Here is a 16,069-nt window from a genome sequence, read left to right on the forward strand (position 1 = left end):
CCACGATTATGACCGGCGCGGTTCCCAGCGGAACCACAGCCTGGTCGCGACGAGGCCGGCGACCGCCCAGACGGCCAGGTCGCCGGCGGGCAGGGCCAGGTCGCCGGTCCTGACGGCGGTCACGACGGCCGTGGTGGGCAGCAGCTCCAGGATGGAGTGGAGCCACGAGGGCAGCGGGATCGGCCCCATCGCGCCCGTGGAGACCAGCGACACCAGGAAGACCGGCATGGTGAAGGCGGCCGCCAGCTCCGCGCGCGGGATCAGGGCCGTGTAGGCGGCGCCGAGCAGGCTCAGCACCGCCGAACCGGCGACGACGGCGACGGCGGACACCGGGAGGTCCCCCGGCAGCGGGACGTCCGCCAGGAGCAGCGCCGCCAGCGTGCACAGCACGATCAGGACCACGGTCTGCGTGGCGGTGCCGGCGACCTGGCCGAGCAGGATCTGCCCGTCCGTCAACCGGCTCGCCCGCAGCCGCTTGAGCACGAGCTGGTCGCGCCGGTTGGTCAGGGCCACGGCGACGTTCATGAACGCGGTGATCGACAGGAACATCGCGATCATGCCCTGGAAGACCGTGCTGGCGGTGGCCGGGCCGGCGACGTGCCGCATCATCACCGGCAGCCCCACGCCCAGCCCGATCGGCGTGATCACCGAGGCGAACAGCAGGGCCCGGTCCCGCCAGAACAGGCGCGTGCCCAGACGGTAGGTGGCGGTCAGGCTCATCGGGCACTCTCCCGCAGGTCGAGAAAGAGATCTTCGAGGGTGGCGGTGCGGACCTCCAGGCCCGCCAGCCGCAGTCCGCGTTCGGCCGCCCAGCTCAACAGCGTCTGCGCGGCCAGGTCGGGGTCCTCCACGCGGCAGACGGCGTACTCGCCCTCGACCGTCACCGGCAGCGGCAGGCCGCCCGGGTCCACCCGTGGGGGCAGCCGGAAGGCCACCCGCCCGGCGCGCGCCGCGAGGATCTCGGCCATCCCGCCGGCGGCCACGATCTCCCCCCTGTCCATGATCGCCATGGCGGTGGCCAGGTGCTGCGCCTCCTCCAGGTAGTGCGTGGTCAGCAGGATCGTGGTGCCCTGGCGGGCCAGGTCGCGGACGACGGCCCAGGTGCTCCTGCGCGCCTCGGGGTCCATGCCGGTGGTCGGCTCGTCCAGGAACAGCACGTCGGGGCGGCCCAGCAGGGCCAGCGCCAGATCCAGCCGGCGCCTCTCGCCGCCGGAGAGCTGCCGCACCCTGGTGCCCGATCTGCCCGCCAGCCCGGCCAGGTCGAGCGCCTCGTCGCGGGGGCGGGGCGCGGCGGTGAAGTCGCGCCAGGTGTCCACGGTCTGGGCGACCGTCAGATCGGGGAAGAACCCGGCCTCCTGCAGCATGATGCCGACCCGCTGCCGGACGGCCGCGCGGTCGGCGACCGGGTCGAGGCCGAGCACCCGTACGGACCCGGCGTCCGCCCGCTGGAAGCCGGCCAGCACCTCTATCGTGGTCGTCTTGCCCGCGCCGTTCCTGCCGAGCAGCGCGAAGACCTCGCCCTCGGCCACCTCGAACGAGACGCCCTTCACCGCCTCGAAGCCCTGGTGCCTCTTCCTCAGCCCGTTGACTTGGATCGCTGTCATGACTCCACTGTTTTGCATGGGTCCACGGCACGACAGTGAGAAATTCACGACTTCCCCGAGTGCGTGAGCGGCGCCGGGACGGGCCTCCGCCGCGGAAAGGCGACCGGCACAGGTCGTGAATTGTTCACTGGCCGCCGCAGGCCGGCACGCCGCCGTGCCCACCCTGTACCTCGTCGTCTCGGCGGCGGGACGGCTGCCCGATCCGCTTTCGGGGCGATCGGGCTGCCGGCCTTCGGGGCGCTGGGGCCGGCCCTGGCCCGGCTCCGGCCCGCCGTGTCCTGAGCGTCCTTCAGCCGGCGTCCTGTGCCGACTCCGTCCGAGCGCGGCGGCGCCGGAGGACCGGCACGGCGGCGACGAGCGCGCAGAGCACGACGAGGCAGGCAAGCAGGGCCCACGGCGCGGTCCAGGCGTGGGTCGTGGTCTCGACGGCGGCGAGCGGGGAGACCGAGTTCGAGGAGTCGGTGAGCAGCGGGACGAGGGTGACCGTGCCCGTCAGCCGCAGCGCGGGAGCCACTCCGCGGACCGGCACGGCGACCTTCCAGTCCTCGCCCGGGAGGAGTCGCGGGGAGTCGTTCATCTGTCCCGCGCGAACCTCGAAGTGCCCGAACGGGCCGGTGAGGGAGACCGTCTGGCGGGCGTTGAGGATGGCGTTGCCGGTGTTGCGGATCGTGTACGTGACGGTGGCCTCGCCCTTGCCGAACGGATTGACCGTGCCGGAGTAGCTCACCCGCAGGTCCCGTACGGACAGGCCGGGCTTGAGCGCTCCCCCCACGCGCAGCCTGATCCGGATGCCGCGACGCACGCCCGCGCCTGTCCCGCTCGCCTCGCTCGGGGACGTGACGATGCCGCCCAGGTATTCGCCGGGCGCGGCGCCGTCGGGAAGCTCGACCGTGAACGGCACCTCGGCCGACTCGCCCGGCTGGACCGTCACGTCGGGTCGCGCCGGGTGGACCCATGCGCCGACGCGGGTCGACCCGGCGCCCCTGGCGACCAGGTCCAGCCGGCCGCCCTCGGTGGTGAACGCGTCGGCGGCGTAAACCGCCAGGTGAAGGGGGGTGGTTCCGTGGTTGGCGACCACCAGCCCGTCCTCGATCCGCCCGCCCGGGTCGAGGGTGTAGCTGTAGTTCTGCCGGTCGGAGCCGTAGTCGTTGGCGGCCGTGCTGACGGCCCAGGAGCCGTCGCCGTCCGCCGCGGCGGGTCCGGCCCTCATGCCGAGGAGGCCGAGCGTGGCGAGCAGCATCACGGCGGTGGCTCGGGCGGCTGTGGTCAAACGCGGGTGCATCTGTCGTTTCTCCAAGGAACCGGGGGGGCACCCGGGGGCGCCCACCCCGCCAGCTGGGCTCCGCGGGCCCGCCTCGGCGAGGCGGGCCCGCGGAGCCCGGCGGCGTCACCTTCGGCCGTCTACTGGAGCCAGTCGGAACCGGCCGCGACCGTCTCGGTCTGCACGGCGGCCTTGTCGTCACGGCCGTGACCGTGGTCACCGTGACCGTGGCCGTCGTTGTAGGGGCGGATCACCACCTTGTCGACGGTGGAGCCGACCGGCTGGGCGGGGCTGGCGCCGCTGTCCGGTCCGCACCACTTCTCCTGGCCCAGCTCGATCGCGGCGTTGGGGGCGTCGCAGGTGCCGCTGCGGAGGTTCTCCACGACGAGCTTGTCGTCACGCACCTGGACCTTGACGTAGGTACGGACGTGCTCCTGGTTCTCCACCGAGTTCGCCCAGTGGCTCTTGGGGTTCAGCGGGTCGGGCCCGTAGTTCGGGTCCTTGGTCGTGTCAGGAGCGGTCAGGTCGTAGTACTTCGAGCCCGAGGCGGAGTTCGCGGTCACGTAGATGACGCCGCCGGGGCCCTGCTCCACCTGGGCGGCGCCGGGCTGCTCGGCCGGGTTCGCCTTCTGGCCGTTCTTGATCACGTAGCTGCGGGTGTAGCTGTGGTCGTGACCCTGCAGGACCAGGTCGACGCCCAGGTTCGAGAAGGCGGTCGGCAGGTCACGGCGGCGGAGCTGGTTGTCGCCGTCGTTCGCGTGGCTGGCCGGCGAGTAGATCGAGTGGTGGTAGACCAGCACCGTGTACTTGGCGTCGTCGCCGTGCTTCTTGATGACGTCGGAGACGTACGCGATGTGCGCGGCGTCGGCGTTGTCGAGGTCGCTGGTGGTGTAGGCGTTGCTGTTGAGGTCGATGAACAGCACGTCGTTGTAGGTGTACCAGTAGTCACCGCCCGACCGGGTCGCCTGGTCGCCGTTGTAGAACGGCGCGGAGCGGTCCGTGTTGGGGGTCCAGAAGTGCTGCTCGTACGCCTTGCCGCCGACGTCGTGGTTGCCGATGGTGGCGGCCCACGGATACTGGCGCAGCTTGTCGGGCCCGAGGAACGCGTTCCAGTCGGTCTCGTTGTTGGCGCTCTCGACCTGGTCACCGCCCGAGACCAGCAGGGCGGCGCGCGGGTTGGCGGCGAGCGCGACGTCCAGGGTGTCCTGCCACCCGGCGCCGTCCCGCGCCACGTCTCCGGACGAGCCGATCTGCGGGTCGCCGAAGAACAGGAAGTCGAAGGCGCCCTTGAAGTCCTGGGTCTTGAAGGCGTAGGTCGTGGACCAGTTGCCCTCGGTGCCGACCCGGTAGGAGTAGGAGGTGTTCTTCTTCAGCCCCTCGATGGTGACGTGACCGTTGAAGCCGCCGCCGACGGTGTTCGCGGCCACGGTGGCGGGGATGGTGGTGACGTGCTTGGGGAAATTGCCCCGGTCGAGCTTCTTGGTCTCCACGACCTGGACCACCTGAGCGGCGGCGGTCGGGGCGTACCAGGAGACGACACGCTGCGACTCGTTGGCGCCCACGCCGAGGACGATCCCGGTGGGCGTCGAGGTGGTGTCGGCGTGGGCGGCGGCCGCCAGGCCACTGCCGAGAACCGCGGAGATGCTCATGACCGCGGCGGTGGCGCCCACAGCCGCCCGGCGCAGGAACTGCCCGGGCTTCTGGGAGCCGTTGTACTGCTTCATTGCTTTTTGTCCGTTCAGTACAGGGTGCTGAAAGAGCTTGGTCAAGATTTCGGACATTGGTGACATCAAGGTGAACTCCGGGCAGGCAGGGCGTTGCGCTTGCCGAAAGTCGCGTGATCAGCCGCCAAGAACTCGCTGGACGAACCACACGAGACCCATCACGGACACGCCCGCCGCGATCACTCCGGTCGTCCACAGCCCAGCCGCCGGTTGCCGGTGGCGCAGCAGCGCGAGCAGCGGGAAGACGACGATGATGATCGCCAGTTGGACGGCCTCGATGCCCACGTTGAAGACGAGCAGCGACCACAGCAGCGTCCAGGACAGCGGCTGGTCGATGCCGAGGGCCGAGGCGAAGCCGAGCCCGTGCACGAGGCCGAAGCAGAAGACCACCGCGAGCCGCGTCCAGCCCGCGCGGTCCAGGCTGAAGTGCCCGCCACCGGGCCGCTCGAGATCCGTCGCGTGCGATCGGCGCCGCCACAGCCGCCACAAGTGCCAGCCCGCGACGACCGCGATCGACAGGGCGATGAGGGGCTCGACGAAGGACGCGGGCACGTCCACCAGGCCGAGGGCGGCCAGGATGAAGGTCACCGAGTGGGCCAGCGTGAAGGACGTCGCCGCCAGCACGATCTCCCGCAGCCGGCGTGACCCCGCGATGAGCGCGAGCAGGAACAGGATGTGGTCGATTCCGGTGAGCAGGTGCTCGGCGCCGAGCCGGAAGAACTCCCAGAACCGCTCGGCGAAGGACTGCCGCGTGGAGAACGACGGCTGCTCGGCGTCGAGGGCGGCGCTGCCCGAGGTCAGGTCGAGGTCGTAGGTGACCACGGTCTTGGTGTCGCGCACGAAGGTCTCGGATTCCGGGAACAACCCGCTGCGCACCTCGTGCGCCTCGGCGGGCGGGCAGCGGTGGTCGAGCACCAGCACCGCGTACGGGACGCCGTCGTGCTGCTCGATCGTGAAGCGGCCGTCCTGGACGGGGGTGCACGCCTTGCCCCCGGCCGTGACGGCGAAGCGCTTGGTCACGTACGACATCACCGTGGCGGCGTGGGCGTCCATCGCCGCGGCCTGCCGCGCCGGGTCGTGGGACTCGAACGCCGCGGTGCCCGCCCGGAAGAACGGGTCGTCCTTCGCGGCGTCGGCGGCCGAGACGACGAGCAGGTCGTACTCCAGCCCGAGCCGGGCGCGAACGTGACCGGCCCCCGGCGAGGTGAGGTCGACGTACGCGGTCGAGGTGAAGCCGTGGGCGAGGGCGGGCGCGGCGCTGAGCAGTACGGCCACGAACACCGCGGCGACGACGGCACCGGCACGACGCCGAGCGGCGTGGAACATGTGACTCCTTCAAGTTGCGAAGGCAATCTGCTGGGCCCAGATGAACGAACGGCGGCGCCAGCGCGAACCGACGGCAAACCCAAACAGGCAGAAAAGGCCCATTTCACGTAGGCCGCCGACAATGCGGTAGGAAATAGGCGCACTTCCCGCCATCTCGAAGGACGATCCCTATGCGCTCCCGACGCCTGCCCGCCGGCATGCTGGCCGCCGCGGTCGCGACCGCCGTACTGGTGGCCGGCGGATGCGGCTCGGGCGACGACTGGTCACAGCCGCACGGGCGGCCCTCCGCCGTCGGCACTCTCGGCCCGGGCTTCACCGACCCGACCACACCGCCCTCCCCCGAGGCCACGATCACGCCCAGCCCCGGCTCGTGGGACGAGGTCCGTCCGTCGGCCGGCTACCGCGTGGTGCTGCTCACCGCGGGGCAGGACCCCCAGACCAAGGTCCTGGTGACCGCCGTGACGAAGTGGGCCGAGGAGAACCAGGTCAGTGTCAGGACCGTCACGGCCACGCGGCCGGACCAGTACGTCGCGAGCATCAGCAGGGCCATCGAGATGGCACCCGACCTCGTCATCAGCGCCGGCAACGACCTCGTGGACCCGCTCGCCCTGGTCACCGCGAACCACCTCGACCAGCACTTCCTCGTGCTGGGCGCCGAACTGGCCGAGCCCACGGAGAACGTCACCGCCGCCGGCTGGGCCGGCGCGTCGTTCCGGGGCGAGGGGCTCGGCATGTCCTCGGCGTACGATCCGGCCACCTTCACCCCCGAACGCGCCGGCCGGGCCGTCCGGGCCGGGGTCGCGGCCGTGCTCAACGGCCTGACCGGCCTCGTGATCTGGCTCGACTAGCTCCCGGCTCCCGGGCTGGGCGGGACCGGGATCGAGACGGCGGTGCCGGCCGACGCCGCGTCCGGCGCGCGCTACGCCGCCCAGGTCGGAGCCGGCGAAGGGCAAGAACAGCGCGGTGACAATGAGTACACGTGCGATTACACTGAGTGCGCATCGGGTCGCAGTCGCGGCCCACTTAGCACGAAGGATCCCCAATGTCACGGATCGTCTCGGCACTCGGCGCCGTCGTCGCGGCCGGAATGCTCATCACGGCCGCCCCCACCGCGGCGCATGCCGCCAACGGCGTGCTGCTCATCAACGGCGAGATCTTCATCGACCCCAGCGGCTGCTACCCCAGCGACCGCTGGCCGCTCGAAGTCAGAAACCACACCGACCAGGTCGCCCTGATCTTCGACACGCCGGACTGCACCGGCTCCTCACCCGAGCTCGTCTTCCCGGACCAGTCCACGATCTCGGAGTTCGGCTCCAGCGTCTACATCCATTGACCCTCGCGGCGGCCGGCCCGCCCGCAGCGGCCTGACACCGGCCGTGCGGGCGGGCCCCGTCCCCGGCCATTCGGTCTTGGTGTATCAAGGAGGGTTCCCGCGATCCTTTGACGACGTCTGTGAGACCCGTGACACTCAGTGAAGACCTGCTCGACCTGCTGCGCGCGCCGAGCTGATCTTCGTCATCGAGCCGGCGAGCATCAGCGGCACCGGCTGACCCCGCCGCCGGAGCCTGATCAGGGGCGCGGAAGCCTGTCAGTTAGCTGGGAGAATCGCGCGTCCCGCCCCTGCGCCCGCCGACCGTCCCAGCCGCGCCGTCCCAGCCATCCTCCCAGGTCAAGAGCCGAAACGGCCCGAAAGCCCGCCCGCCCGAACCGGTGGGTCCGTGGTCGTCGGCGCCGGCCGGGCGGCGCAGGAGGCCGTCCAGCGTCAACGCGCCACTAAAACTCCAAGAATTCTGCGTTAACGTGTCGGACTGTGGCAGCCGTTACCGCGGTGCTTGCGGCTGCCTTTTCGGACGTGAAAACCAGCGGAGCGAAGGGCACCAGGTCGCGGATGGGCGTCGTGAACAACGGCATCAGGCGGAGGGCTCGGCTTCTGGGACAGGCGTTACGCCCCCCGCAGCTGCTGTCGACGCCGGCACCGGAGAAATCCAGGATCATGGAGGCGGCGCAGGCGCCGCGGCCTCCCAAGCGCACGCAGACGGTCGACTACAACGTCCCGATCATGCCGCGCCAGGTGGAGTCCCCGGTCTTCGTGATCGCCTCCGTACGTTCCGGCTCCACGCTGCTGCGCATGCTGCTCAACAGCCATTCCCGCATCCGCGCCCCGCACGAGCTGCACCTGCGCACCGTCAACGTGAAGCTCACCCCCGGCTTCTCCCAGGAGTCCATGCTGGAGTCCGGGCTGGACGAGGTGGAGCTGGAACACGTGCTATGGGACCGTGTCCTCCATCTGGAGCTGCTTCGGAGCGGCAAGCAGATCATCGTCGACAAGACGCCGGGCAACGTCTTCGTCTGGGAGCGGCTGCACTACGCCTGGCCGAAGGCGAAGTTCCTGTTCCTGCTTCGCCATCCGGAGGGTGTGGTCTCCTCGCTGGAGAACCGCGAGACCAACACCGCCACCCGGGCCGCCCTGGAGGCGAACGCGCTGAAGTACTTCAAGCCCCTGGAGGAGGCCCGCCGTACGCTCGACGGCCTGACGTTGCGCTACGAGGAGCTGACCGCCGAGCCCGAGCGGGTCACCCGGGACGTCTGCGCGTACCTGGGCGTGGAGTGGGAGCCGGGGATGCTCGACTACGGCGAGCACGACCACGGCCGCTTCGTGCCGAACCTGGGCGACCGCAGCGACACCATCAAGTCGGGCCGCATCCAGGCCGCCCGCACCGCCGGGAACGCCGACGCCCTCTCCCCCAGACTGGCCGAATACGCCACCGCCTGGGGTTACGGCTGACGGGCGGGCCGGGGGGCTTGCGCCGGTGGCGGCCGTTCGTCCGAACTTGACGGGGACAGCCGCACGACAGGGGAAGGCCGATGGACGCGGGCCAGGTCGATATCGTCGAGGGCGACGCCAGGACGCTGCGGGTCACGTTCCCCGACGGGTCGCGGGCGGAGACCGAGTGCCCGCCGTCAGGTCAGCCTCTCGTGCCCCTCGAACTGGAGCGAGCCACCGAGCTGGGCACCCAGTTCGAGCTGGTCGTAGAAGATGCGGTGGCTGACGATGAGATCGTCCTCCACGTTCGAGACGCTGCACGCGCGTACGAGGAAGTGCCGGCCGGTCGCCTCGGCCACGCCCCCGCCGGGGATCAGGTAGCTGCCCTTGTGGGTGCCGCTCAGGGTGTACTCCGCCACCAGGGTGTCGCCCGAGATCGTCACCGACTGGGGAGTGCACAGCGAATCCGGGAACGCCTCGATGAACGCGCCGTAGTAGGAGGCGATCTCGTCCCGGTCCTGGCCCACACCGTCCGGCGCGACGAGGACCGCACCGCGGCTGAAGGTGCCCGCGAGGCCCTCCAGGTCGTGACGGTTGAAGGTCTTCCGGAGCCGCTCCAGGGGACGCCGGGGATCAGACATCGAGATGACCCTTCTCGAGAGACGACACCCAGCCGGGGGGACTGGGCAGAATGCACGGTTCGTCATGCTAATCGCATGTTTGGCAACGTTTCGGCCAAGCCCCGGTACAGAACCTCTCGATGTCCCCCGCCTCGCCGGCCCTCTCGTCGTGCGGCACGCCGGTGCTCCGGGCCCCGCACGACAGGGACGGCGGACGCCCGGAGAGTGTCGCCAGATGTCACGGCTTCCGGCCGACGCCGCAGTATCCGGCGACGTCGGCCGGCTCGCCGAAGGGAGTGGCCTCGACACGCCAGCGCGACATCGACACCAGCCCGGGCTCCACGAGTTCCAGCCCGTCGAAGAAGCGCATGATCTCCTCGCGGGTGCGTGACGTGATCGTGTCGGCGGCCCTCCTGTTCCACTCCGACTGGGCCTCCTCGTTGGCCTGAGCGGCCGCCGCGTCCACGAGGTCGGAGGTGGCGTGGGTCAGCGCCAGATGACTCCCCGACGGTACGGCGTCGAGCAGGCGCTTCACGATCCCGTGCACATAGTCGAGGTCCGGGACGAAGTGCAGGATGCCCAGCAGCATGATGGCGACCGGCCGGGTCAGGTCCAGCGTCTCGGCCGCCTTCTTCAGGATCACGTCCGGATCGCGCAGGTCCGCCTGGATGTAGTCGGTCTTCCCTTCGGGCGTGCCCACCAGGAGCGCGCGGGCGTGGACCAGCACCAGCGGGTCGTTGTCGACGTAGACGACGCGGCTGTCAGGGGCGACCCGCTGCGCCACCTCGTGGGTGTTGTCCATGGTCGGCAGCCCGGTCCCGATGTCCAGGAACTGGCGCATGCCCGCCTCGCCGGCCAGATGGCGGACGGCACGCCCGAGGAAGGCCCGGTCCGCACGGGCGATGTCGACGATCCCCGGGAACATCTGCTTGGCCTGCTCGCCCATCGCGCGGTCGACGTCGTAGTGGTCCTTGCCGCCGAGGAAGTAGTTCCACACCCGGGCCGAGTGCGGCTTCGTGGTGTCGATCGTCGGTGGGGTGTTCTGACCCGGGACGTCGGTCACGGGTGCCTCCCTGGATATCGCCCTTGGCCATTGTCGTCGCCCCATAACGTAGCCTTCGGCGTTGTTTCGCGAAAGCGATCAGTTTCCCCTCGCGCGATTGACAACAGGCGCGTCGAAACGATTTCCGAGCGGTAGGTGACGTGTCAATCGCGGTACGCATATGACTCGTTCGCCCGCACTTCCATGAACTGGTGCGCAGGCTTACTCCCGTGGCAGTATGGCTTTCAACCAGTTGTGGTGCGGCACCGAAATAGGAGCACGGATGTCCACGGCTCACGGTCGCGACAACATGGCCGACGTTCCCGGCGGGGATGCCCGGCAGGCCGGGCCGACGGCGTTACGCATGCTGGTGGGCGCGGAGTTGAGGCGACTGCGCGAGGCCCGGGAGATCAGCCGTGACCAGGCGGGATACCTGATCCGCGGGTCACAGTCCAAGATCAGCCGGCTGGAGACCGGCCGGACCAGCTTCAAACCGCGCGACGTGGACGACCTGCTCACCCTGTACGGCGTGACGGACACCGCCGAACGCGCTGCCCTGCTGGCCCTGGTCAAGCAGGCCAACCTGCCCGGCTGGTGGCAGGACTATCGGGATGTCATCCCAGAATGGTTCGAGGACTACCTCGGATTGGAGCAGGACGCCTCGCTGATCCGTACATATGAGGTTCAGTTCGTGCCCGGCCTGCTGCAGACGGAGGACTATGCTCGCGCGGTCATCTCCCGCGGATGTGGAAATGAGCCGGAGGCCCGGATCGAGCGCCGCGTCGCGGTGCGGACACACCGCCGGCAGGTCCTGACCGGGCCCTCGCCGTGCCGGGTGTGGGCCATGGTGGACGAGGCGGCGCTGCGCCGCCCGGTGGGCGGCGCGGCGGTCATGCGCGCTCAACTGGAGCACCTCACCCGGATGGCCGGGCTGCCCCACATCACCTTGCAGGTGATCCCCTTCAGCACCGACGCCGTCGTCGCCGGCGCCGGGCCCGTCACCCTGCTGCGCTTCCCGCAGGCCGGGCTGGCCGATGTGATCTACCTTGAGCAACTGACCAGCGCTCAGTACCTGTCCAAGGCCGACGACGTCGGCCCTTACCTGCACTTCCTGAACAGCCTCGGGATCCACGCGAGCTCGCCGCCCGCCACCACGGAGATGCTGCGGCGACTCATCGCCGAGCTGTAAGGCAGCGCCTCACTCGTCCTCGTCCTCGTCGTCGTCGTCCCAGTCGTCCTCCCACTCGCCGCCCGGCAGCGGGTGGTCGGCGTCGATGAGGGAGCTGTCCACCGAGCGCCGCCAGGCCGTCCTCAGCTCCGGGTCGGCCCACCCCTCCTCGGTGATACGCGGGATGGGAATGGTGGCCGGCCGGTGGTCGACCATCCAGGAGTTGCGGAAGAAGTCGAACTTGAGGTGGTAGCAGTCGGCGGACTCGGCGTAGATGATGGGCGGGACGAGGAACTTCGGCACGCCGACCTTGGCCGCGACGGTCACGTAGTCGTCGGCGATGGACTCGTCGTTCCAGCAGGCGGCGAAGTTCACCGGGATGAGGGCTCGGTCGCCCAGCACGTGGATGAGATTGTCCTGGATGACGAACCGGTCCGGGTCGAGGGCCACGTCCTCGCCGAGCATGAGGATCGGCGCGGGCAGGATGTGCGCCTCGGCGAAGGTCTGCGCGTCGGTGTAGAGCTCGATGATCTCGCCGTGGCGTGTCGGATCGTAGTGGCTGTGGGTGTGGAACGGGCAGCAGATCCAGTCGTTGGGCTTCTCCGGCTCGGGGAAGAACGCGGACTTGTCCGCCCGGGTCATGGCGGACCCGCCGGGCTTGGCCGCCAGGAACTCCGGGATCCAGCCGGCGTCGCCGGACTCGATCACCTCGGTCTCGCAGAGCGCCCGGAACGCGGTGTCGCCCAGCTTGCAGTTGAAGTAGTCGAGCAGGGTGATCGCCGCGCACTCCGCCAGTGACAACGCCTCGCTCTTGGCGAACCAGAAGTCGTAGCCGTTGGACACGAAGTGCGCCCCACGGAACTCCTTGTGCACGAAGGTCTCGCGGGCGGGCCGCTCCCCCATGCCGCTCCAGTGGGCGGCCGCCACCTGGTTGTAGTACGCGTCGGCGTGCCGGGCCAGCTCCGGCGCGAACACGCTCTCACCGGTCAGGTAGCACGCCTTGCTGAACAGCTCGCCGATCTCCGGCGCCTCGGCGACCTCGTCGGCGGCGAAGATGAGCTCGGTGCGCAGGAACACCTTGCGGCCGTCGCGGTAGGGGGCGCCCTCGTGCTCGTACCGCTGATCGAAGATCACGCACGTGAACTCGCCGATCTCGCCGAACGCGGCACCGCCGACCAGGTCCAGCGCCGGCGAACCGGTGCCGCCGGTCAGGTACAGCAGCACCGTGTACCGGGAGATGTGCTGCCGGGCCGCGTCGTAGTACGGCGTGTCCAGATGCCGGTGGAAGTTCGCGTCGCCGGGCTCGAACCGGTTGCACCGGAACACCGGGTTCACATGGGAGAACCCCTCCGCCATCGCGGGCGGCAACACCTCGGCCACCGCCGTGGCCAGCGCCTCGGCCAGCAGCGCCGAGTGGAAGATGAACCGCTCACCGCCGCGGGAGGCGGCGTTCAGCGGCGGCACGTACAGGTTCAGCTCGTCCAGCCCGACCAGCCGGTCCCTGGCCTGCGGCGGCAACCGCAGCGAGAACGAGAGCACCCCCTCCGCGGGCTCCGCCGGCCCGGCCGCCTCGGCCTCCAGCGGCACGTCCTCGAACAGGCGGTCCAGCGGGACGATGTTCTCGAACGTGCGGAACGACAGCTCGTGCGGGTCGACGAAGACCGCCGCCAGGTAAGGCGCGTCCGCGCTGGGCCGGGCGAACAGATCCCGCACCCGCTCGTCGATCAGCTCAGCGTCGATGAACCGCACCGCCTTGAAGCGCTCCGACGGATGCCAGGAGAGGTCCAGTCCGTGCAGCGTCGCGGCCGGCTCGGCGTCGGTCGCGTCCACCTCCGCCCGGTAGCGGGCGACCTCCTCGGCGGGCGCGTCCCCGGCCGACAGGGCGAAGAAACGGTCCCTAAGTTCGATGCTCACATGCACCTCCACAGACTGCGCAGCCCCGACGGAAGATTCTCGGCGTTCGCCAGTTTCCGCACGCCACCCTCGCCGACGTCGGAGTCGTACAGCCACAGCCGCGTGAGGGATCCGACGAACGGGGCGTCGAGCAGGGTCTCCGCGCCCGCCTCGCCGATGTTGTTGTATCGCAGATCGAGCTCGGTCAGCTCGGAAAACCGGTGCAAAGATCGCACGCCCTCGGCGGTCACCCTGTTGCGCTGCAGGTGCAGGCTGCGAACTCCGCTCAGATAGGGGGACGACGCGAGTGCCGCCAGACCGGCGTCGCCGAGGCGGCAGTATCGCAGTTCCAGCACCCGCAACCGGTCCGCGCGGAGCGAGCCGGCGAGCAGTTCGGCGCCGTCGGGGCCGACGTGCAGGTAGGAGAGGTCGAGCCCGACGAGCCGCCCGGTGTCCAGCCCGTCGAACAACCGCAGGTCCAGGCCCTCCGAGCTCGCCTCGTCCGGCGGGCCGCCTTCCCACTCGTCGTCGTCTTCGCCGTCCCACTCGTAGTCCGTGCTGGCCCTATTGTCCGCCCCGAACCTCAGCGTGGTGACGAACCGGCTGCTCAGCACCTGCTCCACGACCTCGCGGACGCCGGCCGACCACGGGACGGAAACGTCCGTGGCGAAACCGTACCGGCGGTCCAGCACGACCGCCGTCGCCGGCAACCCGTCGTCCCATCCGCCCTCGTGCTTCTCGACGAGGTCGGCGATCTCGCGCTCCACGGCCGGGCGATCGGCGGGGCGGGTGCGTGCCAGGCGCCGCTCCAGGCGGATCAGTGTGCCCCTGGTGTCGCCCTGCTCCAGCAACCAGTCGCTGTAGGCGTCCCACGAGGCGAGGTCGTCGGGATCAGCTCGTAACGCTTCTTCCACGGCGGTCACTTGCATTCGTACAAATGTACGGAGAACGGCCGACCTGTCAAGGCGAGGCCCGCCGCCCGCGCAAGATCGTCGGTCGGCCTTGATACGGTGCCGAGGACATGATCGACAGCGTGGACAGCCCCACGCTGACCGTGTGAATTGCGGCGTCCCCGGGCGGAGTCAGGGGCCGCCTCCGCTGGAGGTCTCCACCGTGAACCCACCGGGTCCAGCCCGTCCGACGACCGGCGACCGCGAGCCGGCGCCCGCGCACCGGGCCGAGGACGATGGCGAGCCGGCGCGCACGCACCGGGCTCAGGACGACCGCGGGCCGGCACACACGCACCAGGCCCAGGACGACCTGGACGGCACCGCCGCCGGGCGGCGGGCGTGGATGTCCGCTGCCCGTGCGTGCTACCGGGAGATCGGAGTCCCGTTCCCGGAGCGGGTCATATGGGTGTCCTCGCCGCTCGTCGGCGCGTTCGCCGCACCCATCGCGGCCTGCCTGAACACCGGCCACCGCAACAGGCGCGTCCTGGACTCCGTCTATCGCGCGGTGGACGAGACCGCCGGCGAGCGCGTCGGCCAGGCCGTGCGGGCCGCGGTCCAGGCCGCGACGGGCGGCACGGTGAGCGATCCGGTGCATGGCGCGGCGGCCACCGCCCTGCATGCCGACGTCGCCAGGGCGATGAAGTCCGCGCTGGCCTCGGCGGCGCGGCTCGCCCCCGCCCATGACGGGAGCGGCGGAGAACCCACCGGCTCCGGTGCGCCGGACACGGCCGCGCGGCCCCCGGTGGACGCGTCTGACGCCGCCGCGCGGGCGGCGGCCTATGCGTGGAACCTCGCCGTGCCGGCCGTGCAGTCCGCGCTCGCCGATGCGTCGGTCGCGGCCGTGAGCGCCGCGGTGGACGCGGCGGTGGGCGGCACGCGGCAGGACACGATCCGCGGCGAGGTGCGCCGGCTGTGGCAGGCCCACATAAGCGGCCAGCGGTCCGGCACCTGGCTGAAGCTGGTCGACCGCTTCGAGCAGGACGCGGTTCCTCCGCTCGACGAGAACCGGGCGGAAGCGCTCGACCAGGGCCCCGCTGGGGTGCTCGACCAGGGCCCCGCAGAAGCGCTCGACCAGGGCCTGTCAGGGGCGCGGGAGCAGGACCCGGCGGGGAGGCGGGACGAGGCCGGGCAGGTCGCGCTGCGGGGCATGCCCGCCGGCTGGTGGTGGTGGCCCTTCCGGGACTTCGCCATGCTCTGTCCGCGCCCGACCGATCTGCGCCTTGAGCAGGTCGGCGAGGGCGGCAGGGCCAGGCACCGGCCGCACCGCGCCGACGGCCCCGCGGTCGGCTGGGACGACGGGTTCGGGCTGTACTTCTGGGACGGCACCCACGTCACCCAGGCCGTCATCGAGGACACCCTCACCACCGACGAGATCCTCCGCGAGGCCAACGCCGAGATCCGCCGCTGCGCCATCGAGCGCCGCGGCTGGGACCGCTTCATCGCCGAGGCGGGTCTCGACCAGATCGGACCGGCCGTACCCGACCCCGGCAACCTCGGACAGACCCTCGCGCTTTACGACGTCCCCGCCGACGTCTACAGCACGCACGTACGGGTCCTGCTGTGCACCAACGGCACCGTCGAACGGGACGGCACCCGCCGCCGCTTCGGTCTCACCGTCCCCGCCGACTGCCACGACCCGGTCCAGGCCGCCGCCTGGACCTACGGCCTCTCCCCGGCGCAGTACGCCAAGGCCCAACGACGATCCTGACCTCCGCAC

14 protein-coding genes are annotated in these 16,069 nt (G+C 70.6%); 5 read left to right on the plus strand and 9 right to left on the minus strand.

The window, feature by feature from the left end; translation table 11 throughout:
• Positions 1-6 precede the first annotated feature (6 nt).
• From ABGB18_RS28410 to ABGB18_RS28430, 5 genes are all read right to left on the minus strand, one after another.
• A complete protein-coding gene (locus ABGB18_RS28410; RefSeq protein ID WP_347698677.1) occupies positions 7-720 on the minus strand; it encodes an ABC transporter permease in 714 nt (237 codons plus the stop codon).
• Entirely contained in the window at positions 717-1,604 is an 888-nt protein-coding gene (locus ABGB18_RS28415) for an ABC transporter ATP-binding protein (RefSeq protein WP_347698678.1), read from the minus strand. Before ABGB18_RS28415 ends, ABGB18_RS28410 begins: the two co-directional genes overlap by 4 nt.
• A 289-nt stretch (positions 1,605-1,893) precedes the next feature.
• The gene (locus ABGB18_RS28420) at positions 1,894-2,886 is read right to left on the minus strand and encodes a DUF916 domain-containing protein (RefSeq protein WP_347698679.1); all 993 of its coding nucleotides are present in this window, start codon (positions 2,884-2,886) and stop codon (positions 1,894-1,896) included.
• 119 nt (positions 2,887-3,005) lie between these two features.
• Positions 3,006-4,589, minus strand: a complete 1,584-nt coding sequence (locus ABGB18_RS28425; protein ID WP_347698680.1) for a metallophosphoesterase family protein — start codon at positions 4,587-4,589, stop codon at positions 3,006-3,008.
• Positions 4,590-4,706: 117 nt separating this feature from the next.
• Entirely contained in the window at positions 4,707-5,915 is a 1,209-nt protein-coding gene (locus tag ABGB18_RS28430) for a HupE/UreJ family protein (protein WP_347698681.1), read from the minus strand.
• A gap of 170 nt (positions 5,916-6,085) precedes the next feature.
• Between ABGB18_RS28430 and ABGB18_RS28435 the strand changes: the two genes are divergently transcribed.
• The 3 genes from ABGB18_RS28435 to ABGB18_RS28445 all read left to right on the plus strand — a co-directional run bounded on the left by ABGB18_RS28435 (position 6,086) and on the right by ABGB18_RS28445 (position 8,700).
• Complete coding sequence (locus ABGB18_RS28435) at positions 6,086-6,763, plus strand: hypothetical protein (protein WP_347698682.1); 678 nt, start codon at positions 6,086-6,088, stop codon at positions 6,761-6,763.
• A gap of 194 nt (positions 6,764-6,957) precedes the next feature.
• A complete protein-coding gene (locus ABGB18_RS28440) occupies positions 6,958-7,248 on the plus strand; it encodes a hypothetical protein (protein ID WP_347698683.1) in 291 nt (96 codons plus the stop codon).
• 519 nt (positions 7,249-7,767) lie between these two features.
• Complete coding sequence (locus ABGB18_RS28445) at positions 7,768-8,700, plus strand: sulfotransferase (protein WP_347698684.1); 933 nt, start codon at positions 7,768-7,770, stop codon at positions 8,698-8,700.
• A gap of 176 nt (positions 8,701-8,876) precedes the next feature.
• Here the strand turns inward: ABGB18_RS28445 and ABGB18_RS28450 are convergent, their stop codons facing one another.
• Positions 8,877-9,320 carry a nuclear transport factor 2 family protein gene (locus tag ABGB18_RS28450; protein WP_347698685.1) on the minus strand — a complete coding sequence of 148 codons (444 nt, stop codon included), beginning with the start codon at positions 9,318-9,320 and terminating at the stop codon, positions 8,877-8,879.
• 217 nt (positions 9,321-9,537) lie between these two features.
• The gene (locus ABGB18_RS28455; RefSeq protein ID WP_347698686.1) at positions 9,538-10,362 is read right to left on the minus strand and encodes an SAM-dependent methyltransferase; all 825 of its coding nucleotides are present in this window, start codon (positions 10,360-10,362) and stop codon (positions 9,538-9,540) included.
• 262 nt (positions 10,363-10,624) lie between these two features.
• Between ABGB18_RS28455 and ABGB18_RS28460 the strand changes: the two genes are divergently transcribed.
• Positions 10,625-11,530, plus strand: coding sequence for a helix-turn-helix transcriptional regulator (locus ABGB18_RS28460; protein ID WP_347698687.1), 906 nt, complete (start codon positions 10,625-10,627; stop codon positions 11,528-11,530).
• A gap of 9 nt (positions 11,531-11,539) precedes the next feature.
• Here the strand turns inward: ABGB18_RS28460 and ABGB18_RS28465 are convergent, their stop codons facing one another.
• Complete coding sequence (locus ABGB18_RS28465) at positions 11,540-13,423, minus strand: hypothetical protein (RefSeq protein WP_347698688.1); 1,884 nt, start codon at positions 13,421-13,423, stop codon at positions 11,540-11,542.
• Positions 13,420-14,331 (minus strand): TIGR02996 domain-containing protein, encoded by a 912-nt coding sequence (locus tag ABGB18_RS28470; protein ID WP_347698689.1) that lies wholly within the window; start codon positions 14,329-14,331, stop codon positions 13,420-13,422. Before ABGB18_RS28470 ends, ABGB18_RS28465 begins: the two co-directional genes overlap by 4 nt.
• Before the next feature lie 184 nt (positions 14,332-14,515).
• Between ABGB18_RS28470 and ABGB18_RS28475 the strand changes: the two genes are divergently transcribed.
• On the plus strand, positions 14,516-16,060 hold the full coding sequence (locus ABGB18_RS28475; protein WP_347698690.1) for a DUF6745 domain-containing protein: 1,545 nt from the start codon (positions 14,516-14,518) through the stop codon (positions 16,058-16,060).
• The last annotated feature ends 9 nt before the right edge of the window (positions 16,061-16,069 follow it).

Source organism: Nonomuraea sp. B12E4, from assembly GCF_039871825.1.
In the GTDB taxonomy this organism is placed as follows: Bacteria; Actinomycetota; Actinomycetes; order Streptosporangiales; family Streptosporangiaceae; genus Nonomuraea.